Below are 21,949 nucleotides of genomic sequence, written 5' to 3'. Positions count from 1 at the left end.
GAACCATGGCAGGACTGCGACTGATCGTCGGTCTGGGCAACCCCGGATCGGAACACGCCCGGACCCGGCACAATGCCGGGTTTCATTTCGTTGAGGCCCTGGCGGAAAAAGCCGGTGCACGATGGAATGTGGACAGCAAGCTGTTCGGTGAGACCGCCAAGGTCGAGATCGCCGGGCAGACGGTGTGGCTGCTCAAGCCCGCCACCTTCATGAACCTCAGCGGCAAGTCGGTCACCGCCGCACAGCGGTTCTGGAAGATCGAGCCGGAAGAAACCCTGCTGGCCCACGACGAACTGGACCTGGCGCCCGGCGTGGCGCGGCTGAAGTTCGACGGTGGCCACGGTGGCCAGAACGGCCTGCGCGACACCATCCGCCTGCTCGGCCACGGCAAGTTCCATCGCCTGCGCGTGGGTATCGGCCATCCTGGCCACAAGGACCGCGTGGTGGGTTGGGTGCTGGGACGCCCTTCCAAGGATGATGACGTACTGATTTCGCGCGCCATCGACGATGCCATCGACGTGCTGCCGCTGGCAGTGCAGGGCGACTTCAGCGAAGCGATGAAGCGGCTTCATACCCCGAAATAGCCCGCTTTCGGTAGGTGCCAACCTTGGTTGGCACACAATGATCGACACCGAGATGGATTGGCCAAGCAGCGCGCGCGCTGTTTCACCAATCACTTTCACCCCAGAGAGCTGTCACCCATGGGTATCAAATGCGGCATCGTCGGCCTGCCCAACGTCGGCAAGTCGACCCTGTTCAATGCGCTGACCAAGGCGGGTATCGCCGCAGCGAACTTCCCGTTCTGCACCATCGAGCCGAACGTCGGCATCGTGCCGGTGCCGGATCCGCGCCTGAACGAGCTGGCAGCGATCATCAACCCGCAGAAGGTCATCCCGACCGCGGTCGAGTTCGTCGACATCGCCGGCCTGGTGGCCGGTGCCGCCAGCGGTGAAGGCCTGGGCAACAAGTTCCTGGCGCACATCCGCGAAGTCGATGCGATCACCCACGTGGTGCGCTGCTTCGAGAACGCCGATGTCATCCACGTCAACAACAAGGTCGACCCGATCTCGGACATCGAAACCATCGATACCGAGCTGGCGCTGGCCGACCTGGACAGCGTCGAGAAGGCGCTGAACCGTGCCGAGCGTGCGGCCAAGGGCGGCGACAAGGACGCCGCGGCGCGCAAGCCGGTGCTGGCCAAGCTGCAGGCGGCGCTGTCCGACGGCAAGTCCGGCCGTTCGGTGGGCCTGGACGAGGAAGAGAAGGCGCTGGTGCGCGATCTGTTCCTGCTGACCCTGAAGCCGGTGATGTACATCGCCAACGTGCTGGAAGACGGTTTCGACAACAACCCGCACCTGGAAGCCGTGCGCGCGCATGCCGCCGCTGAAGGCGCGCAGGTGGTGCCGGTGTCGGCCGCGATCGAAGAAGAGCTGTCCCAGCTCGACGACGAAGACCGCGATACCTTCCTCGCCGACCTGGGCCTGAGCGAGCCGGGCCTGAACCGCGTGATCAACGCGGCCTACAGCCTGCTCGGCCTGCAGACCTACTTCACCGCCGGCGTGAAGGAAGTCCGCGCGTGGACCGTGCGCAAGGGCGCCACCGCCCCGCAGGCTGCCGCGGTCATCCACACCGACTTCGAGAAGGGCTTCATCCGCGCCGAAACCATCGCGTATGACGACTTCATCAAGTACAAGGGCGAAGCCGGCGCCAAGGAAGCCGGTCGCCTGCGCCTGGAGGGCAAGGAATACCGCGTGCAGGAAGGCGACATCCTGCACTTCCGCTTCAACGTCTGATCCAGCAGCAGCGGATCGACCCAGGACGCCCCGCCTTGTGCGGGGCGTTCGCGTTTCCGGCGTCGGTTGCATGCGTGGACAAAAATTGATCATGCTCTGAAGCGCCTGCGGCACAGGGCTCGCAAGTACTTGTCCACACCAAACCCCCACCGCTTTCCACGCACGGTGTGGAAAACCCTGCGTATCGCTGCAGGGCCGAGCCCATGCTCGGCTGATGCCAGCCGGAGCCGAGCATGGGGGCGGTTCTACAGGGATTGCCCGGGCAGTGTGGATAAATTTTCGCCATGCTTCGAAACGCTTGCGTGGCAACACTCCCACTTACTTGTCCACACCTAGTTCCCATCGCTTTCCACGGCGCATGTGGAAAACCCGGATTCTGTCTGGACAAAAAATTGCCACCCTTCGAAACCATTGCAATGCGTGGCTCGCAGGGACTTGTCCACACCAAACCCCCATCGCTTTCCACGTGCGGTGTGGAAAACCCAGGGCGAGTGCGCGGCAACGAATGCCCACCAAGGTGGGCATCTACCGGGTGCGGTGTGCATGAACAACAAGGCCCGCCAATGGCGGGCCTTGTCGTCCACGTTCTGCAATGCGGCGTGCCTTACAGCGCGCTGCCACCGAACTTGTGGGTGTACTGCAGGTTGATGGTGCGGCCGACGCTGTCGAACCAGGACACGTCGTAGTACGGATACGCGGTGTACGTGGCGTCCTTCGGCGGCATCTTGTTGAACACGTTGACCACCGACAGCGACAGGCGCGAGTGGTCGTCGAAGCGGTACTGCAGCGACGCGTTGTAGCGGTAGGTTGCCTTGATGTACGGGCTGTCACCGCTGTCCCACTTGAATACCTGGTCGTAGCTGTCCGAGGTCGGCAGCTTGCCCAGGCGCGAACCATAGACCGTGGCCGACCACGCGTCCTTCTCCCAGGTCACGCTCAGGCTGGTCTTGGTACGCGGGATGTCGAAGTTGCTGTTGACCGCGAACTGGTCCTGGATCGGATCACCGGGGTAGCGCTGGAAATCGTGCTTCTTCACCCAGGTGTGGGTGCCGTTGAGGATGAAGTCGCCGATGCCGGTCTGCAGGCGGTAGCGCAGGCCAATGTCGATGCCGGAGGTGGATTCGCGGGCGACGTTGATCGGGGCGACACGCACGCCGTACAGGCGGCCATCACTGGTGCGGGTGATGCGGTCGAGCGCGTCCACGCAGGTCGGCGAGTTGATGTCGGCACTGCCGAGGCGGCAGTTCGCTTCGCTGGCCAGGATCGTGCGCACGTCCATGTCCTGCACCTGCTTGCGCATGTCGATGTCGAACCAGTCCACCGACAGGTCCAGGCCGATTGCCGGCGACCAGACGAAGCCGGCACTCCACGAGGTGCTGGTTTCCGGGTCGAGCTGGCGGTTGCCGGTGCGGCTGCGGATGATGCTGACGTCTTCGTCGCATTCGGTGCCATTGACGCGACAGTCGTACAGATCCACTACGTCAGTCTCGTCGTTGCCCGGGCCGGCGAACACGTAGTGCAGGTCCGGCGCACGGAACGCGGTGCCGTACGAACCACGCACCAGCAGGGTGTCGATCGGGCGCCATTCCAGGCCACCGCTCCAGGTCGCCTTGCCGATGGTGTGGCCGGAATAGCGGTACTGGTCGTAGCGGCCGGCCACGCTCAGGTTGACCGTCTCGTGCAGCGGCATGCGCAGCTCCGCAGCGGTCGCCCAGCGGTTGCGCGAACCGTTGCCGTCCGAATCCTTCCAGCTGTAGTAGTAGTACTGGGTCGCCAGCGGATCGGGATTGAGCGAGTACGCCTGCTGGCCCACTTCCACGGTCGCGGCGAAGCCAGCATCACCGCCCGGCAGGCCGAACAGCGCGGAATTGGTCAGCGTGAACGCAGCCGTCTCGGTGCGCGACTTCGGGGTGTAGGTGGTGCGCGCCGCGATCGAATCGTACTCGGCGCGGGTCAGCGGCCGGTACAGGCGCGACGGGTCGGCGTTGTAGATCGGGAAGCCGTCGTCGTCCACGCCCAGCTGTGGGCCCAGGAACAGGTCATTGGCTTTGGCGGCGATGATCTGTGCCCAGCTGATCCGCGACTGGTACTGCGAATGGCTCAGGGCCGCTTCGTAGTCCCAGTTGCCGGCCAGGTTGCCCTTGAAGCCGGTGGTCACGCTGAAGGTCTTCTGCGTGCTGCGCACCATTGCATTGCGCAGGCCACCCATCTCCTCGGGCGAGAACTGGCGCTGCCAGAACTCGATCTCGCCGGTGGCCTGGTTGTTGAAATAGCCCGACTCATCGCCGTTGGCGTCCATGCGGCCCCACTTGGTGACGTCGCGCATCAGCGACATCGTGTGGTAGCCCAGCTGCACATCGGCGAACCACTGCTGGCCGTTGTCGAAGTCGTAGCTCAGCGAGGCGTAGCCATTGGCGCCGCGGCGCTTGCTGAGGATGGTGCCGTAGCCGATCGAACTGTCGCTGCCGCAGTAGTAACCGTAGCGCGGGCGGTAGGCGCGGTAGGTGCTGCCCTGGTTCTGCCCGGCCAGCGCTTCGCAGGTGGCCGCGCCCGGATCCAGGTAGTCGTCGTTGTAGTCCGTGCGCAGGTAAGCGCGGCGTGCGATGCGTGAGCCCTCGGTGGGGCCGTCCTGGGTCGAATCCTGGATATCGCGCTCGTACGCCCACAGCGGGGTCTGCGACTGCAGTTCAACGCTGTACACGGCGTTGAAGTTGCCACGGCTGAAGCCACTGGCCAGGCTCATGTCGAACGACTCGCCACCGCCTTCGCTGGTGGTGCCCATGCGCATGTCGACGGTGGTGCCGTCGGCCTTCTTCTTCAGGATGAAGTTGACCACGCCGGCGATCGCGTCCGAACCGTAGATGGCCGAGGCACTGCCGGTCAGCACTTCGATGCGCTCGATCATGCCCAGCGGGATGTTGGAGACGTCGGTGAAGTTGCTGCGGCCCTTGAACGGCATCGGGAAGTCGGCGATGCGGCGGCCATTGACCAGCACCAGCGTGTGATTCGGGCCCAGCCCGCGCAGGTCCACCTGCTGGGCGCCCGGCGAGAAGTCGGCGCCGCTGGACGACTGCTGGCTCTGCGTCTCACCGCCGTTCTGGGTCATCGAGCGCAGCACGTCGGGCACGCTGGTGAAGCCGCTGGAGCGGATCTGCTCGGCGCTGATCACCGTGATCGGGGCGGGGCCTTCCACCTGGGCGCGCGGAATGCGCGAACCGGTGACCTGCACCGCATCCAGTTGTTGAACCGAAGAGGAAGCCGGTGCCTGGGCCGCCGCGGAAGCAGCCACGCCCATCAACGCCAGCTGGATCGACCACGCCATCGCCTTTCTACGCATGAGGAATTCTCGAAAATGAAGCCGGCCCGCAGAGGAGGGGCCCTGTCCCCCATTCAGATTTCCGGAATGGGCGCGCGCATTTAACGCCTTTTTCATGCCCTTGACTACTGGGTCCCTATCTGGCAAAGAGTGAAAACGCTTGCAAGTCGATTTTGTTCAGGGAGATCAAGATGCGACGCCTCCATTGCACCCTGCGTGCCCCCTTCGCCTGGCTGGCGCTGCTGGTGTTGGCCGTGCCGTTGGCCGCCCTTGCGCAGGACCTGCAGGGCCCGGGCTTCGCCTACTACGAAGCCGGGGATCTCGACGCACCCCGGCCCGGCCCGCGCGCGCCGGCCATGATGCTGATGGGCGGTGGCGAATGGGTGCCGGAGGCCTTTCACTGGTGGCTGAAGCAGGCCGGCAACGGCCGCGTGCTGATCCTGCGCGCTTCTGGCAGTGATGAACTGCAGGACCGCCTGTATCGCGAGATTGGCGGGACCACCGCAGTGCAGACGCTGGTCTTCGACAGCCGCCGCGGCGCCGACGATCCGGCCGTGCTGCGCGTGGTGGCTGCGGCCGATGCCATCTTCATTGCCGGTGGTGACCAGTCGCGCTACATCCGCTTCTGGAAGGGCACCGCGCTCAACCGCGCGCTCAATGCCCATGTGCGCGCCGGCAAGCCGATTGCCGGTACCAGCGCCGGGCTGGCCATCCTCGGTGGCTACGCCTACGGCGCGATGGACGGCGGCAGCATCACCTCCGCCGGTGCGCTGGCCGACCCGATGGGCAGTGCGGTGACCATGGACAGTGGCTTCCTGCAGATGCCCTACCTGCAGCGCGTGGTCACCGACACCCACTTCGACAAGCGCGATCGGCTCGGCCGCCTGATCGTGTTCGTGGCGCGCGCCGCGCAGGACAGTGGCGACCCCGACATCGTCGGCATCGGCGTCGACGAGGACACCGCCCTGTGCGTGGAGCCCGATGGCCAGGCGCAGGTCTACAGCGCCGACGGCGAAGGCAAGGTCTGGGTGGTCAGCCCCGGCCGCGATGCCGACCGTCTGGTCGAGGGCGAGCCGCTGCGCTTCCACGCGGTACCGGTAACGGTGGTCGCCAGCGGCAGCCGCATGCGCCTGGATGACTTCCAGGCCGACGCCGACTACCAGGCCGTGGCCGACGTCAGCGACGGCGAGATTGAGTTCACGCTTCGGTAGTGCCTGCCGCTGGCCGGCAACTCACCTTCCCTGATGCGCCCCTGCCGGCCAGCGGCCGGCACTACCCCGCAATCCATTCCCTCGTTCTGCTGGAGACGTAACCGATGAAACTGCGCCTGGCGCTGTCCGCACTGTTGTCCCTGCCCATGCTTGCCCAGGCCGCACCGGCGGCTTCACCGCTGCTGGTCATCCACGGCGGCGCCGGCGTCGAGCGCAAGGACCTGTCGCCGGCCGAGGAAAAGGCCGCACGTGACGCGCTGCGGGCGGCCCTGTTGAAGGGGCATGCGGAGCTGGCGGCGGGTCGCCCCGCGTTGGCTGCAGTCACCGCTGCGATCACCGTCCTGGAGGACGATCCCACCTTCAACGCCGGCAAGGGCGCGGTGTTCACCCATGACGGCCACAACGAGCTGGATGCCGCAGTGATGGACGGGGCCACCCAGGCTGCAGGCGCGGTGGCCGGCGTGCAGCGGGTGCGCAACCCGATCCTGCTGGCGCAGACCGTGATGCAGAAATCCAGGCACGTGATGATGGTCGGGCAGGGCGCCGAAGCCTTCGCGGTCGAGCAGGGGATGTCTCTGGTCGATCCCTCCTACTTCCGTACGGAGAAGCGTTGGCAGCAGCTGCAGCGTGCACTGAAAGAAGAGGCCAGTGGCCAGGCGCATGCCGACCTGGAGACTGCAAAGCACTTCGGGACCGTCGGTGCGGTCGCATTGGATGCGCAGGGGCACCTGGCCGCCGGTACCTCCACTGGTGGCATGACCAACAAGCGCTATGGCCGGGTGGGTGACTCGCCGATCATCGGTGCAGGCACCTGGGCCGATGCGCGCTGTGCGGTGTCCGGCACCGGCTGGGGCGAGTACTACATCCGCACCGCGGCCGCGCACGAGATCTGCGCACGCATGCGCTACCAGGGGCAGACGCCGGAACAGGCCGGCAAGGGCGTGATCAACGAGACGATTCCGCAGATGGGGGGTGACGGCGGTGCGATCGTGCTCGCTGCAGACGGAAAAATGGCCACGCCATTCAACACCCAGGGCATGTATCGGGGCTGGATCGGCGGCGACGGCGTCCCTCATGTCGCAATTTTCGCCAACGAGACCCTGCCGGTTCCCGGGCAATAACCTTGCGTATCAATGGGTTTGCGACAGCGTGTGAAAAAAATGGAAAAAAGCGTTGACAGCCCCCCGTCCCATCAGCAGAATAAGCGGCTCACCACCACACACCGCAACGCTTCGGCGGCAACGGAATGGGGTGGTAAGGAGGGATACCCAAGCGGCCAACGGGGGCAGACTGTAAATCTGCTGGCTTACGCCTTCGGTGGTTCGAATCCACCTCCCTCCACCAGTTTCACGTTGTGACATTCCCGGCGCGGGAGTAGTTCAATGGTAGAACCTCAGCCTTCCAAGCTGATGGTGCGGGTTCGATTCCCGTCTCCCGCTCCATTGAATGAACTTTGAATATTATCGAGTTCATGTCATAATGCAAAACTCGGCTCACGTAGCTCAGTCGGTAGAGCACTTCCTTGGTAAGGAAGAGGTCGAAGGTTCGATTCCTTTCGTGAGCACCATCTTAAGCATCACCTCTCAGACGAATTCGAGATAAGCAGCCATGGCCAAGGGTAAGTTCGAGCGCACCAAGCCGCACGTCAACGTCGGCACCATCGGTCACGTCGACCACGGCAAGACCACGCTGACCGCCGCACTGACCAAGATCGGTGCCGAGCGCTTCGGTGGCGAGTTCAAGGACTACTCCTCGATCGACGCCGCGCCGGAAGAAAAGGCGCGTGGCATCACGATCTCGACCGCGCACGTCGAATACGAATCCCCGATCCGTCACTACGCCCACGTTGACTGCCCGGGCCACGCTGACTACGTCAAGAACATGATCACCGGTGCCGCCCAGATGGACGGCGCGATCCTGGTGTGCTCGGCCGCTGACGGCCCGATGCCGCAGACCCGTGAGCACATCCTGCTGTCGCGCCAGGTCGGCGTGCCGTACATCGTCGTGTTCCTGAACAAGGCCGACATGGTGGACGACGCCGAGCTGCTCGAGCTGGTCGAGATGGAAGTGCGCGAGCTGCTGAGCAAGTACGAGTTCCCGGGCGACGACACCCCGATCATCGCCGGTTCGGCCCGTCTGGCGCTGGAAGGCGACCAGAGCGACATCGGCGTGCCGGCCATCCTGAAGCTGGTCGACGCGCTGGACAGCTGGATTCCGGAGCCGGAGCGTGCGATCGACAAGCCGTTCCTGATGCCGGTGGAAGACGTGTTCTCGATCTCGGGCCGCGGCACCGTGGTGACCGGTCGTATCGAGCGCGGCGTGATCAAGGTTGGCGACGAAATCGAAATCGTCGGCATCCGTCCGGTGCAGAAGACCACCGTGACCGGCGTTGAAATGTTCCGCAAGCTGCTGGACCAGGGTCAGGCAGGCGACAACGCTGGCCTGCTGCTGCGCGGCACCAAGCGTGACGACGTCGAGCGTGGCCAGGTACTGGCCAAGCCGGGCACGATCAAGCCGCACACCAAGTTCGAAGGCGAAGTGTACGTCCTGTCGAAGGACGAGGGCGGCCGCCACACCCCGTTCTTCAACGGCTACCGTCCGCAGTTCTACTTCCGCACCACCGACATCACCGGCGCCGCCAAGCTGCCGGAAGGCGTCGAAATGGTGATGCCGGGTGACAACGTCAAGATGGAAGTCACCCTGATCAATCCGGTGGCAATGGACGAAGGTCTGCGCTTCGCCATCCGCGAAGGCGGCCGTACCGTCGGCGCCGGCGTGGTCTCGAAGATCATCGAGTAAGCCTGCAGTACCGGTGGTTGCATAGCGCCGCCGGTTACGCGAATGGCGGGCCGGGAACCTCGGTCCGCCTTCGCCGTCTAAGGGAAGGCAAGTTTCAATACGTACGCCAGTAGCTCAATTGGCAGAGCAGCGGTCTCCAAAACCGCAGGTTGGGGGTTCGAGTCCCTCCTGGCGTGCCATCTGCCCACCTTATCCAGCGGCCTGGGCCGCTAAAGCAGACACAGTCGGATGAATAGCAAGATCGAACACTCCAAGGACAGCTCCGCCAACGGCGGGGATATCGTCAAGTACGTCGCCGCATCGCTGCTGGTGCTGGCCGGTCTGTTCGTCTGGTTCTGGTTCTCCGCCGACTCCGGTCGCGCCACCCAGCTGGGTGCGTGGGCGGGTCAGCTGCGTGCGTTGGCGGTCGTGGTCGGTCTGGTTGGCGGTATCGGCGTGTTCATGCTGACCGGCAAGGGGCGCGACACCCGCGAATTCCTCTCCGAGTCGCGCTTCGAACTGCGCAAGGTGGTCTGGCCGACGCGCCAGGAAGCCATCCGCATGACCTGGGTCGTGATGGTGGTGGTGACCATTCTCAGTCTGTTGCTGGGTGGGTTCGATTACGTCATTCAGTGGCTGGTTCAGTTGTTCCTGAGCCGCTAAGGAGAATTGCATGAAGCGTTGGTACGTCGTTCACGCCTATTCGGGCTTCGAGAAGTCGGTGGCGCAGGCTCTGCGCGATCGCATCGTCCGTGACGGCATGGAAGAGCGCTTCGGCGATGTCCTGGTCCCGACCGAAGAAGTGGTCGAGATGCGCGCTGGCCAGAAGCGCCGCTCCGAGCGCAAGTTCTTCCCGGGTTACGTGCTGGTCCAGATCGAGACCCACGAAGAAGCCGGTATTCCGCGCATCGACAACGAAAGCTGGCACCTGGTCAAGGAAACCCCGCGCGTGATGGGCTTCATCGGCGGCACCGCCGACCGTCCGCTGCCGATCGCCGATTCCGAGGCCGAAGCCATCCTGAATCGCGTTCAGGAAGGTGTCGAGAAGCCGCGTCCGAAGGTGCTGTTCGAGCCGGGCCAGATGGTCCGCGTTACCGACGGCCCGTTCAACGATTTCAATGGCGTCGTCGAAGAAGTCAACTACGAGAAGAGCCGTCTGCGCGTCTCGGTGCTGATCTTCGGTCGTGCCACTCCGGTCGAACTCGAGTTCGGCCAGGTCGAAAAGGCCGTCTGATCCGGCCGTGGGTCGAGCAAGCTCGACCGCTACGGGACCAGAAACCGGGCGCTGCCCGGTTTCTCTCGTTTACGTGCCGCTTCAGGCATGTGAAGAAAAAACCTGATATAGTGCGCGGCTCCCCGCTGGGAAGCCAGCAGGACGAGGCCGCCGCAAGGTGGCCTTCAGCATGATTTCAAAACGCGATGCCGGGACGCGTGATTCCCGGTCCGATGGGGAGCCTGTTGTCGAAAGGCGCTAGCACCCGGAGAGTACTCACATGGCAAAGAAAGTTGTCGGTTACATCAAGCTGCAGGTGAAGGCCGGTCAGGCCAACCCCTCGCCGCCGGTCGGTCCTGCGCTGGGTCAGCGCGGTCTGAACATCATGGAATTCTGCAAGGCGTTCAACGCTGCCACGCAGAAGCTCGAGCCGGGCCTGCCGGTTCCGGTGATCATCACGGCCTACTCGGACCGTACGTTCACCTTCATCACCAAGAGCACCCCGGCCACCACCCTGCTGAAGAAGGCCGCTGGCATCTCGTCGGGCTCCAAGCGCCCGAACACCGAGAAGGTCGGCAAGGTCACCCGTAAGCAGCTGGAAGAGATCGCCAAGGCGAAGGAACCGGATCTGACTGCCGCCGACCTGGACGCCGCCGTGCGTACCATCGCTGGCTCTGCCCGTTCCATGGGCCTCGTGGTGGAGGGTTAATAAGATGGCACAGACCAAGCGTGAGAAGGCCATCAAGGCCGCCGTCGTTCCGGGCAAGGCATACGCCTTCGAGGACGCGATCAACATCCTGAAGAGCGCCACCAAGGCCAAGTTCGTCGAGTCGATCGACGTCGCTGTGCGCCTGGGCGTCGATGCGAAGAAGTCCGACCAGCAGGTCCGTGGCTCCACCGTGCTGCCGGCCGGTACCGGCAAGTCGGTCCGCGTCGCCGTGTTCGCTCCGGCCGGTGCCAAGGCTGACGAAGCCCTGGCCGCTGGCGCCGAAGCCGTCGGTATGGATGATCTGGCCGAGAAGATGCAGGCCGGCGATCTGAACTACGACGTCGTCATCGCGACCCCGGACGCCATGCGCGTCGTCGGTAAGCTGGGCACCGTGCTGGGCCCGCGCGGCCTGATGCCGAACCCGAAGGTCGGCACCGTTTCCCCGAACCCGGGTGAAGCCGTGAAGAACGCCAAGTCGGGTCAGGTCCGTTACCGCACCGACAAGGCCGGCATCATCCACTGCACCATCGGCAAGGCCGACTTCGCCGAAGACGCGCTGAAGTCGAACCTGACCGCGCTGCTGCTGGACCTGATCAAGGCCAAGCCGGCCACCTCGAAGGGCACCTACCTGCAGAAGGTTTCGGTCAGCTCGACGATGGGCCCGGGCGTCACCGTCGACCAGTCGTCGCTGACCCTGAAGTAATTGTTTCAAGCGGTCACGGTACCTTCGGTGCCGTGACCGTGACATTTGAAGGCATCGCTGGCCTTACATCGCCCGCGGTAGCCGTCAAAGACCGCAGGCGCGGTCGTGGCAATACCGGCGACGGGCACGGAAGCTCGATCTGGCAAGGAGTCGCCGCCGGAGCAGTCATGAGCGCTTAATCGATTCCCCGGAATCACCCTGCGTAGATGGTGCCCTTCTGGAGTTTTTCTGGTTCACGCACGTCTGGGTTTCCCAGGTTGGCCCACTCCAGGTCTAGAACGGCCCACCCCCGGAACATCATCCCGATGTTCCCGGCGTCCAGGACGGATGCCGCACAGGACCGCACACGGCAGGAGCCGTAAGCGGAGTTCAATAGGAGGAGTGCAATGGCTCTCAATCTGTCCCAGAAGCAAGAAGTAGTCGCCGAGCTGGCAGACGTCGCCGCCAAGGCCCACTCCTTGATCGCAGCCGAATACGCTGGCACCACGGTCGCCCAGATGACCGCGATGCGCAAGCAGGCTCGTGAAACCGGTGTTTTCTTGAAGGTTGTCAAGAACACCCTGGCTTCGCGCGCCGTTGAAGGCACCGAGTTCGCAGTCGCCCAGGACCAGATGGTTGGTCCGCTGCTGTACGCGTTCTCGCTCGAGGAGCCCGGCGCTGCCGGTCGCCTGATCAAGGAAGCCGCCAAGGGCAACGACAAGCTGAAGGCTAAGGTCGTCGCCATCGGTGGCGAAGTGTTCCCGGCAAGCCACGTCGAAGTGCTGGCCTCGCTGCCGACCCGCGACCAGGCCCTGGCCATGCTGGCCCGCGTCCTGACCGAGCCGGTCACGATGTTTGCCCGCGCCATCAAGGCCGTTGGCGAGAAGCAGGGTGGTGGCGACGTCGCCGCCGACGCTGCCGAGCCGGCCGCCGAGACCGCCTGAGTTTCGACTTACCGTGGTTCCTGACGGAACCTCAACCCAGAAAATCATCCAAAGGTATTAATCATGTCCCTTACCAACGAACAGATCGTCGACGCCATCGCCGAGAAGTCCCTGATGGAAGTGATGGAGCTGGTCAAGGCCATCGAAGAGAAGTTCGGCGTCTCCGCCGCTGCTCCTGTTGCCGTGGCTGCTGCCGCTGGCCCGGCCGCTGCTGTTGAAGAGCAGACCGAGTTCACCGTCACCCTGAAGTCGGCCGGCGACAAGAAGGTCGAAGTCATCAAGGCCGTCCGCGCCATCACCGGCCTGGGCCTGAAGGAAGCGAAGGACCTGGCCGAAGCCGGTGGCGTCCTGAAGGAAGGCGCTTCGAAGGACGACGCCGAGAAGATGAAGAAGGACCTGGAAGCTGCTGGCGCGACTGTCGAAGTCAAGTAAACAGTTACCTTGCATCGTCACCGATTCACGGCGATGCAGCCAAGGCTGGGGGCGTAAGCCCCCGGCCTTTGGTCGTTGTTGCAGTACCGGTAGGGTCGACTGTTGGTCGACTGTTTCAAAAGCAGAAAAAGCCCAACACGGGCTGCGGTCAGACCCCGGCAGGCCAGCGCAGAGCGCGGCAGCGGGGGAGTGGATGCAGACGAGTTGGCAGTTGGAAGTAGCGGGAGAAGGCGTGCTGGTGCCGGCAATACCAGCGACTTCCAACTGACAATTTCAAGTTCCCTTCGGATCGTGGGCGCACGATCCGCACAACAAGGTGGAAGACCTCATGACGTCCTATTCGTTCACCGAAAAAAAGCGTATCCGCAAGGATTTCGGCAAGCAGCGCTCGATTCTCGAAGTGCCGTTCCTGCTCGCCATCCAGGTGGATTCCTATCGTGAATTCCTGCAGGAAAACGTCGATCCGGCCAAGCGCACGGACCACGGCCTGCACGCTGCGCTGAAGTCGGTCTTCCCGATCGCCAGCTACAGCGGCAATGCTGCCCTGGAATACGTCGGCTACAAGCTGGGCGAACCGGTCTTCGACGAGCGTGAGTGCCGCCAGCGTGGCATGAGCTACGGCGCGCCGCTGCGCGTGACCGTGCGCCTGGTGATCTACGACCGTGAGTCGTCGACCAAGGCCATCAAGTACGTGAAGGAGCAGGAGGTCTATCTGGGCGAAATCCCGCTGATGACCGAGAACGGCACCTTCATCGTCAACGGCACCGAGCGCGTCATCGTCTCGCAGCTGCACCGTTCGCCGGGCGTGTTCTTCGACCACGACCGTGGCAAGACCCACAGCTCGGGCAAGCTGCTGTACAGCGCCCGCATCATTCCTTACCGCGGCTCCTGGCTGGACTTCGAGTTCGACCCGAAGGACGCGCTGTTCACCCGTATCGACCGCCGCCGCAAGCTGCCGGTGTCGATCCTGCTGCGCGCGCTCGGCTACAGCAACGAAGAGATGCTGGCCGAGTTCTTCGAGATCAACACCTTCCACATCAACCCGGATGAAGGCGTCCAGCTGGAGCTGGTGCCGGAGCGCCTGCGCGGCGAAACCCTGGGCTTCGACCTCGCCGACGGCGACAAGGTCATCGTGGAAGCCGGCAAGCGCATCACCGCGCGCCACATCAAGCAGCTGGAAGCCTCGGGCATCGCCGCTCTGGCCGTGCCGGACGACTACATCGTCGGCCGCATCCTGTCGCACGACGTGGTCGATGCTTCGACCGGCGAACTGCTGGCCCAGGCCAATGACGAGATCACCGACGAGCAGCTGCAGGCCTTCCGCAAGGCCGGTGTGGATGCCGTGGGCACCCTGTGGGTGAACGATCTGGATCGTGGCCCGTACCTGTCCAACACCCTGCGCATCGACCCGACCAAGACCCAGCTGGAAGCCCTGGTCGAGATCTACCGCATGATGCGTCCGGGCGAGCCGCCGACCAAGGACGCCGCGCAGAACCTGTTCCACAACCTGTTCTTCACCTTCGAGCGCTACGACCTGTCCGCGGTCGGCCGCATGAAGTTCAACCGTCGCGTGGGCCGCAAGGAAACCACCGGCGAAGCCGTGCTGTACGACCGCAAGTACTACGGTGAGCGCAACGACGAAGAGTCCAAGCGCCTGGTTGCCGCCCATGGCGACAGCTCCGACATCCTGGACGTGATCAAGGTCCTGACCGAGATCCGCAACGGTCGTGGCGTGGTCGATGACATCGATCACCTGGGCAACCGTCGCGTGCGTTCGGTCGGCGAAATGGCCGAGAACGTGTTCCGCGTGGGCCTGGTCCGCGTCGAGCGCGCGGTCAAAGAGCGCCTGTCGATGGCCGAGTCGGAAGGCCTGACCCCGCAGGAGCTGATCAACGCCAAGCCGGTCGCCGCTGCCATCAAGGAGTTCTTCGGCTCCTCGCAGCTGTCGCAGTTCATGGACCAGAACAACCCGCTGTCGGAAGTGACCCACAAGCGTCGCGTCTCGGCCCTGGGCCCGGGCGGCCTGACCCGTGAGCGCGCCGGCTTCGAAGTGCGCGACGTGCACCCGACCCATTACGGCCGCGTCTGCACCATCGAAACCCCGGAAGGCCCGAACATCGGCCTGATCAACTCGCTGGCCGTGTACGCCCGCACCAACCAGTACGGTTTCCTCGAGACTCCGTACCGCAAGGTCGTGGACGGCAAGGTCTATGACGAAGTCGAGTTCCTGTCGGCCATCGAAGAAAACGAGTACGTCATTGCGCAGGCCAACGCGCTGACCAATGCCGACAGCGTGCTGACCGAGCAGTTCGTTCCGTGCCGCTTCCAGGGTGAGTCGCTGCTGAAGCCGCCGGCGGAAGTCCACTTCATGGACGTCTCGCCGATGCAGACCGTGTCGATCGCGGCCGCGCTGGTTCCGTTCCTGGAGCACGATGACGCCAACCGCGCACTGATGGGCGCCAACATGCAGCGTCAGGCCGTGCCGACCCTGCGTGCGCAGAAGCCGCTGGTCGGTACCGGCATCGAGCGCGCCGTGGCGCGTGACTCCGGTGTGACCGTGAATGCCCGTCGTGGTGGCGAGATCGTGCAGATCGATGCCGCCCGTATCGTGGTCAAGGTCAACGAGGAAGAGATCGTTGGCGCCACCGACGCAGGCGTGGACATCTACAACCTGGTCAAGTACACCCGTTCGAACCAGAACACCTGCATCAACCAGCGTCCGCTGGTCCAGGTGGGTGACGTCATCGCCCGCGGCGACGTGCTGGCCGACGGTCCGTCCACCGACATCGGCGAACTGGCCCTGGGCCAGAACATGCTGATCGCGTTCATGCCGTGGAACGGCTACAACTTCGAAGACTCCATCCTGCTCTCCGAGCGTGTGGTGGAAGAGGATCGTTACACCACGATCCACATCGAAGAGCTGACCTGCGTCGCGCGTGACACCAAGCTGGGGCCGGAGGAAATCTCCGCCGACATCCCGAACGTCTCCGAGCAGGCGCTGAACCGCCTGGACGAGAGCGGCGTGGTGTACATCGGTGCGGAAGTCCGTGCCGGCGACATCCTGGTCGGCAAGGTCACGCCGAAGGGCGAAAGCCAGCTGACCCCGGAAGAAAAGCTGCTGCGCGCGATCTTCGGCGAGAAGGCTTCGGACGTGAAGGACAGCTCGCTGCGCGTTCCGCCGGGCATGGACGGTACCGTCATCGACGTGCAGGTCTTCACCCGCGACGGCATCGAGAAGGACAAGCGCGCCCGCCAGATCGAAGAGTCTGAAATCAAGCGCGTCAAGAAGGACTTCGACGACCAGTTCCGCATCCTGGAAGCCGCCATCTACATGCGTCTGCGTTCGCAGATCGTGGGCAAGGTGGTCAACGGTGGCGCTGGCCTGAAGAAGGGCGACGTGATCAGCGACGCCTTCCTGGACGGCCTGAAGAAGGCTGACTGGTTCGCCCTGCGCATGAAGGACGAGGACGCTTCGGAAGCCATCGAGCGCGCCCAGAAGCAGATCCAGGCGCACGAGAAGGAATTCGAGCGTCGCTTCGCCGACAAGCGCGGCAAGATCACCGCCGGCGACGACCTCGCCCCGGGCGTGCTGAAGATGGTCAAGGTGTTCCTGGCCGTGAAGCGCCGCATCCAGCCGGGCGACAAGATGGCAGGCCGCCACGGTAACAAGGGTGTGGTCTCCAACGTGGTGCCGGTCGAGGACATGCCGTACATGGCCTCGGGCGAAACCGTGGACATCGTGCTGAACCCGCTGGGCGTGCCGTCGCGTATGAACATCGGCCAGATCCTGGAAGTGCATCTGGGCTGGGCTGCCAAGGGCCTGGGCCGCAAGATCCAGGCGATGATGGAAGCCCAGGCGGCGGTCGCCGACCTGCGCAAGTTCCTGGACGACATCTACAACCACGACGACACCAACGTGGCCAACCGTGTCGACCTGTCGCAGTTCAGCGACGAGGAACTGCTGCGTCTGGCCCGTAACCTCACCGACGGCGTGCCGATGGCCACCCCGGTGTTCGACGGCGCCACCGAAGCGGAAATCAAGCGCATGCTGGAACTGGCCGACCTGCCGAGCAGTGGCCAGACCCAGCTGTACGACGGCCGCACCGGTGAAGCGTTCGATCGCCACACCACCGTGGGTTACATGCACTACCTGAAGCTGAACCACCTGGTCGACGACAAGATGCACGCCCGTTCGACCGGCCCGTACTCGCTCGTCACCCAGCAGCCGCTGGGCGGCAAGGCGCAGTTCGGCGGCCAGCGCTTCGGTGAAATGGAAGTCTGGGCGCTGGAAGCCTACGGCGCGGCCTACACCCTGCAGGAAATGCTGACGGTGAAGTCCGATGACGTGCAGGGCCGCAACCAGATGTACAAGAACATCGTCGACGGTGAGCACGAGATGGTCGCGGGCATGCCGGAATCCTTCAACGTGCTCGTGAAGGAAATCCGCTCGCTGGCCATCAACATGGAACTGGAAGACAACTGATCCATGCCGGCGCGGCGGTCAACGCCGCCGCGCCGCTGGCAGTGAACTGAAAGCCCATCGACACAGCATTCCTCCTTCTGGAGAACACCATGAAAGACCTGCTCAACCTCTTCAACCAGCAGCGCCAGACGCTGGACTTCGACGCGATCAAGATCGCGCTGGCTTCGCCGGACCTGATCCGTTCGTGGTCCTTCGGCGAAGTGAAGAAGCCGGAAACCATCAACTACCGTACCTTCAAGCCGGAACGCGACGGCCTGTTCTGCGCCGCCATCTTCGGCCCGGTGAAGGACTACGAGTGCCTGTGCGGCAAGTACAAGCGCATGAAGCACCGCGGCGTGGTCTGCGAAAAGTGCGGCACCGAAGTGACCCTGGCCAAGGTGCGTCGCGAGCGCATGGGCCACATCGACCTGGCTTCGCCGGTCGCGCACATCTGGTTCCTGAAGTCGCTGCCGTCGCGCATCGGCCTGATGCTGGACATGACCCTGCGCGACATCGAGCGCGTGCTGTACTTCGAAGCCTACGTGGTGACCGAGCCGGGCCTGACCGCCCTGGAGCGCCGCCAGCTGCTGACCGAAGAACAGTACCTGCAGGCCCGCCAGGAGCACGGTGACGACTTCGACGCCGCGATGGGCGCCGAGGCCGTGTACGAACTGCTGCGCACGATCGACCTGCAGTCGGAAATGACCCGCCTGCGCGAGGAAATCGCCGCTACCGGTTCGGAAACCAAGCTCAAGCGCCTCACCAAGCGCATCAAGCTGATCGAAGCCTTCCTGGAATCGGGCAACCGTCCGGAGTGGATGGTCATGACCGTGCTGCCGGTGCTGCCGCCGGACCTGCGTCCGCTGGTCCCGCTGGATGGCGGCCGCTTCGCGACCTCCGACCTGAACGACCTGTACCGCCGCGTCATCAACCGTAACAACCGCCTGCGCCGCCTGCTCGAACTGAGCGCGCCGGATATCATCGTGCGCAATGAAAAGCGCATGCTGCAGGAATCGGTCGATGCGCTGCTGGACAACGGCCGTCGTGGCCGTGCCATCACCGGCACCAACAAGCGCCCGCTGAAGTCGCTGGCCGACATGATCAAGGGCAAGCAGGGCCGCTTCCGCCAGAACCTGCTGGGCAAGCGCGTCGACTACTCGGGCCGTTCGGTCATCGTGGTCGGTCCGTACCTGCGCCTGCACCAGTGCGGCCTGCCGAAGAAGATGGCGCTTGAGCTGTTCAAGCCGTTCGTCTTCGCCAAGCTGCAGCGTCGTGGCCTGGCCACCACCATCAAGGCCGCCAAGAAGCTGGTCGAGCGCGAAGAAGCCGAAGTCTGGGACATCCTGGAAGAGGTCATCCGCGAGCATCCGGTGATGCTGAACCGTGCGCCGACCCTGCACCGTCTGGGCATCCAGGCGTTCGAGCCGGTGCTGATCGAAGGCAAGGCCATCCAGCTGCACCCGCTGGTCTGCACCGCGTTCAACGCCGACTTCGACGGTGACCAGATGGCCGTCCACGTGCCGCTCTCGCTGGAAGCCCAGCTGGAAGCGCGTGCGCTGATGATGTCGACCAACAACATCCTGTCGCCGGCCAACGGCGAGCCGATCATCGTGCCGTCGCAGGACGTCGTGCTGGGTCTGTACTACATGACCCGCTCGCTGGAAAACAAGAAGGGCGAGGGCATGGCCTTCGCCAACATCGCCGAAGTGAAGCGTGCCTACGACAACCGCGTGGTGGAACTGCACGCGCGCGTCAAGGTCCGCATCACCGAAGTGGTGACCGACGAAGACGGCAACAAGCAGAACAAGACCTCGATCGTGGACACCACGATCGGTCGCGCCCTGCTGGCTGAAATCCTGCCGGAAGGCCTGCCGTTCGCGCTGGCCAACACCGAGCTGACCAAGAAGAACATCAGCCGCCTGATCAACTCCAGCTACCGCCAGCTGGGCCTGAAGGACACGGTCGTGTTCGCCGACAAGCTGATGTACACCGGCTTCGCGTACGCGACCCGCGCCGGCGTCTCGATCGGCATCGACGACATGCTGATCCCGGACGAGAAGAAGGGCATCCTCACCGAGGCCGAAGCCGAAGTGCTGGAAATCCAGGAGCAGTACCAGTCGGGCCTGGTCACCGCCGGCGAGCGCTACAACAAGGTGGTCGACATCTGGTCGCGCACCAACGAGCGCATCGCCAAGGCGATGATGGACACCATCGGTACCGAGAAGGTGGTCAATGCCAAGGGTGAGACCATCGACCAGAAGTCGATGAACTCGCTGTACATCATGGCCGACTCCGGTGCGCGTGGTTCGCAGGCGCAGATCCGTCAGCTGGCCGGCATGCGTGGCCTGATGGCCCGCCCGGACGGCTCGATCATCGAGACGCCCATCAAGGCGAACTTCCGCGAAGGCCTGAACGTGCAGGAGTACTTCAACTCCACCCACGGTGCCCGTAAGGGTCTGGCCGATACCGCGCTGAAGACCGCGAACTCGGGTTACCTGACCCGTCGTCTGGTCGACGTGGCACAGGACGTGGTGATCACCGAGGTGGATTGCGGTACCACCGAAGGCCTGATCATGACCCCGATCGTGGAAGGCGGCGACGTGGTCGAACCGCTGAAGGACCGTGTGCTGGGTCGCGTGGTTGCCGAGGACGTGTTCCTGCCGGGCAACGACGAAGATCCGATCGTCACCCGCAACACCCTGCTGGACGAAGCCTGGGTTGCCAAGCTGGAAGACGCCGGCGTGCAGACCATCAAGGTCCGCTCGACCATCTCCTGCGAATCGGCCTTCGGCGTCTGCTCGCGCTGCTACGGCCGCGACCTGGCCCGTGGCCACCTGGTCAACATCGGTGAAGCGGTCGGCGTCATCGCCGCCCAGTCCATCGGTGAGCCGGGTACCCAGCTGACCATGCGTACGTTCCACATCGGTGGTGCGGCGTCGCGAGCTGCTGCGGTCGACAACATCACCGTCAAGACCACCGGCTCGGTCAAGTTCAGCAACCTCAAGTCGGTCGAGCATGCCAACGGCTCGCTGGTGGCAGTGTCGCGCTCGGGCGAAATCTCGGTGCTCGATGCCCACGGCCGTGAGCGTGAACGTTACAAGCTGCCGTACGGTGCGACCATCACGTCCAAGGACGGTGATGCGATCAAGGCTGGCCAGACCGTGGCCAACTGGGATCCGCATAACCACCCGATCGTGTCGGAAGTGGCCGGTTTCATCCGCTTCATCGACTTCGTCGACGGCATCACCGTCATCGAGAAGACCGACGAGCTGACCGGCCTGGCGTCGCGCGAAATCACCGATCCGAAGCGTCGTGGTACCCAGGCCAAGGACCTGCGCCCGATCGTGCGCATCGTCGACGCCAAGGGCAACGACCTGTCGATTCCGGGCACCGACCTGCCGGCGCAGTACCTGCTGCCGCCGCGCTCGATCGTCAACCTGCAGGACGGCGCTGCCGTCGGTGTGGGTGACGTGGTCGCCAAGATCCCGCAGGAAGCGTCGAAGACCCGCGACATCACCGGTGGTCTGCCGCGCGTGGCCGATCTGTTCGAAGCGCGCAAGCCGAAGGATCCGGCGGTGCTGGCCGAGCGTTCGGGCATCATCAGCTTCGGCAAGGACACCAAGGGCAAGCAGCGCCTGATCATCAAGGACACCGATGGTTCGGAGCACGAAGAGCTGATCCCGAAGTACCGCCAGGTCATCGTGTTCGAAGGCGAGCATGTCACCAAGGGTGAAACCATCGTGGACGGCGAGCCGAGCCCGCAGGACATCCTGCGCCTGCTGGGTGTCGAACCGCTGGCCGCCTACCTGGTGAAGGAAATCCAGGACGTGTACCGCCTGCAGGGCGTGAAGATCAACGACAAGCACATCGAGGTGATCACCCGCCAGATGCTGCGCAAGGTCGAGATCACCGACCAGGGCAGCAGCAAGTTCCTGAACGGCGAACAGGTGGAGCGCCAGCGCGTTATCGAGGAGAATGCCCGCCTTGCAGCCCGCAATGAGCTGCCGGCGCACTTCGATCCGGTCCTGCTGGGTATCACCAAGGCGTCGCTGGCGACCGAATCGTTCATCTCGGCCGCTTCGTTCCAGGAAACCACCCGCGTGCTGACCGAAGCGGCCGTCCGCGGCACCTCGGACAACCTGCGTGGCCTGAAGGAAAACGTCATCGTGGGTCGCCTGATTCCGGCCGGTACCGGCCTGGCGTACCACAGCAACCGCCGTCGCGGCGCTTCCGGCCTCACCGAGTCGGAAATGCAGACCCTTGCCGGCACCCCGGCCGCGGTCGAGGCACCGGTGGTTGAAGCCGAAGCTGAACAGGCGTCGGGCGAAGAATGAGGTATCCGGTCCGGCTGCAAGGCCGGACCACCCCGTCGGTCCATCGATGGGAGTGGGAAAGGGCAGGGAGATCGT

General features: G+C 64.1%; 14 protein-coding genes and 4 tRNA genes. 17 read left to right on the top strand and 1 reads right to left on the bottom strand.

Annotated elements, in window-relative coordinates; translation table 11 throughout:
* Positions 1-5: 5 nt before the first annotated feature.
* Positions 6-584, top strand: a complete 579-nt coding sequence (gene pth, locus ACMZ91_RS19625; protein ID WP_014036086.1) for an aminoacyl-tRNA hydrolase — start codon at positions 6-8, stop codon at positions 582-584.
* 117 nt (positions 585-701) lie between these two features.
* On the top strand, positions 702-1,793 hold the full coding sequence (ychF, locus tag ACMZ91_RS19620; RefSeq protein WP_049462700.1) for a redox-regulated ATPase YchF: 1,092 nt from the start codon (positions 702-704) through the stop codon (positions 1,791-1,793).
* Positions 1,794-2,397: 604 nt separating this feature from the next.
* Here the strand turns inward: ychF and ACMZ91_RS19615 are convergent.
* Complete coding sequence (locus ACMZ91_RS19615) at positions 2,398-5,130, bottom strand: TonB-dependent receptor plug domain-containing protein (RefSeq protein WP_049462701.1); 2,733 nt, start codon at positions 5,128-5,130, stop codon at positions 2,398-2,400.
* Positions 5,131-5,300: 170 nt separating this feature from the next.
* Here ACMZ91_RS19615 and ACMZ91_RS19610 point away from each other — a divergent pair, with 170 nt between their 5' ends.
* The 15 genes from ACMZ91_RS19610 to rpoC all read left to right on the top strand — a co-directional run bounded on the left by ACMZ91_RS19610 (position 5,301) and on the right by rpoC (position 21,874).
* The gene (locus ACMZ91_RS19610) at positions 5,301-6,320 is read left to right on the top strand and encodes a cyanophycinase (RefSeq protein ID WP_049462704.1); all 1,020 of its coding nucleotides are present in this window, start codon (positions 5,301-5,303) and stop codon (positions 6,318-6,320) included.
* A 104-nt stretch (positions 6,321-6,424) separates the two neighbouring features.
* Positions 6,425-7,441 (top strand): isoaspartyl peptidase/L-asparaginase family protein, encoded by a 1,017-nt coding sequence (locus tag ACMZ91_RS19605; RefSeq protein ID WP_049462702.1) that lies wholly within the window; start codon positions 6,425-6,427, stop codon positions 7,439-7,441.
* 137 nt (positions 7,442-7,578) lie between these two features.
* Positions 7,579-7,664, top strand: a tRNA-Tyr gene (locus tag ACMZ91_RS19600).
* Positions 7,665-7,688: 24 nt separating this feature from the next.
* Positions 7,689-7,762: transfer RNA gene (locus ACMZ91_RS19595), tRNA-Gly, on the top strand.
* 49 nt (positions 7,763-7,811) lie between these two features.
* Positions 7,812-7,887 (top strand) — tRNA-Thr (locus ACMZ91_RS19590).
* A 41-nt stretch (positions 7,888-7,928) separates the two neighbouring features.
* On the top strand, positions 7,929-9,119 hold the full coding sequence (tuf, locus tag ACMZ91_RS19585; RefSeq protein ID WP_049416993.1) for an elongation factor Tu: 1,191 nt from the start codon (positions 7,929-7,931) through the stop codon (positions 9,117-9,119).
* A gap of 103 nt (positions 9,120-9,222) precedes the next feature.
* Positions 9,223-9,298: transfer RNA gene (locus tag ACMZ91_RS19580), tRNA-Trp, on the top strand.
* Positions 9,299-9,347: 49 nt separating this feature from the next.
* Positions 9,348-9,761 (top strand): preprotein translocase subunit SecE, encoded by a 414-nt coding sequence (gene secE / locus ACMZ91_RS19575; RefSeq protein ID WP_049462865.1) that lies wholly within the window; start codon positions 9,348-9,350, stop codon positions 9,759-9,761.
* Between the two features lie 10 nt (positions 9,762-9,771).
* The gene (gene nusG, locus ACMZ91_RS19570; RefSeq protein ID WP_004154362.1) at positions 9,772-10,332 is read left to right on the top strand and encodes a transcription termination/antitermination protein NusG; all 561 of its coding nucleotides are present in this window, start codon (positions 9,772-9,774) and stop codon (positions 10,330-10,332) included.
* Positions 10,333-10,591: 259 nt separating this feature from the next.
* A complete protein-coding gene (gene rplK / locus ACMZ91_RS19565; protein ID WP_004145248.1) occupies positions 10,592-11,020 on the top strand; it encodes a 50S ribosomal protein L11 in 429 nt (142 codons plus the stop codon).
* A gap of 4 nt (positions 11,021-11,024) precedes the next feature.
* Entirely contained in the window at positions 11,025-11,723 is a 699-nt protein-coding gene (gene rplA, locus ACMZ91_RS19560) for a 50S ribosomal protein L1 (RefSeq protein ID WP_004154350.1), read from the top strand.
* A 386-nt stretch (positions 11,724-12,109) separates the two neighbouring features.
* The gene (gene rplJ, locus ACMZ91_RS19555) at positions 12,110-12,646 is read left to right on the top strand and encodes a 50S ribosomal protein L10 (RefSeq protein ID WP_010480377.1); all 537 of its coding nucleotides are present in this window, start codon (positions 12,110-12,112) and stop codon (positions 12,644-12,646) included.
* A gap of 63 nt (positions 12,647-12,709) precedes the next feature.
* Positions 12,710-13,078 (top strand): 50S ribosomal protein L7/L12, encoded by a 369-nt coding sequence (gene rplL / locus ACMZ91_RS19550; RefSeq protein WP_010480374.1) that lies wholly within the window; start codon positions 12,710-12,712, stop codon positions 13,076-13,078.
* Positions 13,079-13,406: 328 nt separating this feature from the next.
* Complete coding sequence (gene rpoB, locus ACMZ91_RS19545; RefSeq protein ID WP_049462864.1) at positions 13,407-17,561, top strand: DNA-directed RNA polymerase subunit beta; 4,155 nt, start codon at positions 13,407-13,409, stop codon at positions 17,559-17,561.
* Positions 17,562-17,650: 89 nt separating this feature from the next.
* Positions 17,651-21,874, top strand: a complete 4,224-nt coding sequence (gene rpoC, locus ACMZ91_RS19540; RefSeq protein WP_049462863.1) for a DNA-directed RNA polymerase subunit beta' — start codon at positions 17,651-17,653, stop codon at positions 21,872-21,874.
* The last annotated feature ends 75 nt before the right edge of the window (positions 21,875-21,949 follow it).

It is taken from the genome of Stenotrophomonas sp. FR024, from assembly GCF_047500745.2.
GTDB classification, from domain to species: Bacteria; Pseudomonadota; Gammaproteobacteria; order Xanthomonadales; family Xanthomonadaceae; genus Stenotrophomonas; species Stenotrophomonas maltophilia_A.
Note: the sequence above shows the minus strand (reverse complement) of the source record. Positions and strands in the feature narration are given on the sequence as shown.

Bases quoted from the DNA above. Each gene is read 5' to 3' on its own strand.
- pth (WP_014036086.1), top strand. From the start codon at position 6: ATGGCAGGACTGCGACTGATCGTCGGTCTGGGCAACCCCGGATCGGAA.
- ychF (WP_049462700.1), top strand. From the start codon at position 702: ATGGGTATCAAATGCGGCATCGTCGGCCTGCCCAACGTCGGCAAGTCG.
- ACMZ91_RS19615 (WP_049462701.1), bottom strand. From the start codon at position 5,130: ATGCGTAGAAAGGCGATGGCGTGGTCGATCCAGCTGGCGTTGATGGGC.
- ACMZ91_RS19610 (WP_049462704.1), top strand. From the start codon at position 5,301: ATGCGACGCCTCCATTGCACCCTGCGTGCCCCCTTCGCCTGGCTGGCG.
- ACMZ91_RS19605 (WP_049462702.1), top strand. From the start codon at position 6,425: ATGAAACTGCGCCTGGCGCTGTCCGCACTGTTGTCCCTGCCCATGCTT.
- tuf (WP_049416993.1), top strand. From the start codon at position 7,929: ATGGCCAAGGGTAAGTTCGAGCGCACCAAGCCGCACGTCAACGTCGGC.
- secE (WP_049462865.1), top strand. From the start codon at position 9,348: ATGAATAGCAAGATCGAACACTCCAAGGACAGCTCCGCCAACGGCGGG.
- nusG (WP_004154362.1), top strand. From the start codon at position 9,772: ATGAAGCGTTGGTACGTCGTTCACGCCTATTCGGGCTTCGAGAAGTCG.
- rplK (WP_004145248.1), top strand. From the start codon at position 10,592: ATGGCAAAGAAAGTTGTCGGTTACATCAAGCTGCAGGTGAAGGCCGGT.
- rplA (WP_004154350.1), top strand. From the start codon at position 11,025: ATGGCACAGACCAAGCGTGAGAAGGCCATCAAGGCCGCCGTCGTTCCG.
- rplJ (WP_010480377.1), top strand. From the start codon at position 12,110: ATGGCTCTCAATCTGTCCCAGAAGCAAGAAGTAGTCGCCGAGCTGGCA.
- rplL (WP_010480374.1), top strand. From the start codon at position 12,710: ATGTCCCTTACCAACGAACAGATCGTCGACGCCATCGCCGAGAAGTCC.
- rpoB (WP_049462864.1), top strand. From the start codon at position 13,407: ATGACGTCCTATTCGTTCACCGAAAAAAAGCGTATCCGCAAGGATTTC.
- rpoC (WP_049462863.1), top strand. From the start codon at position 17,651: ATGAAAGACCTGCTCAACCTCTTCAACCAGCAGCGCCAGACGCTGGAC.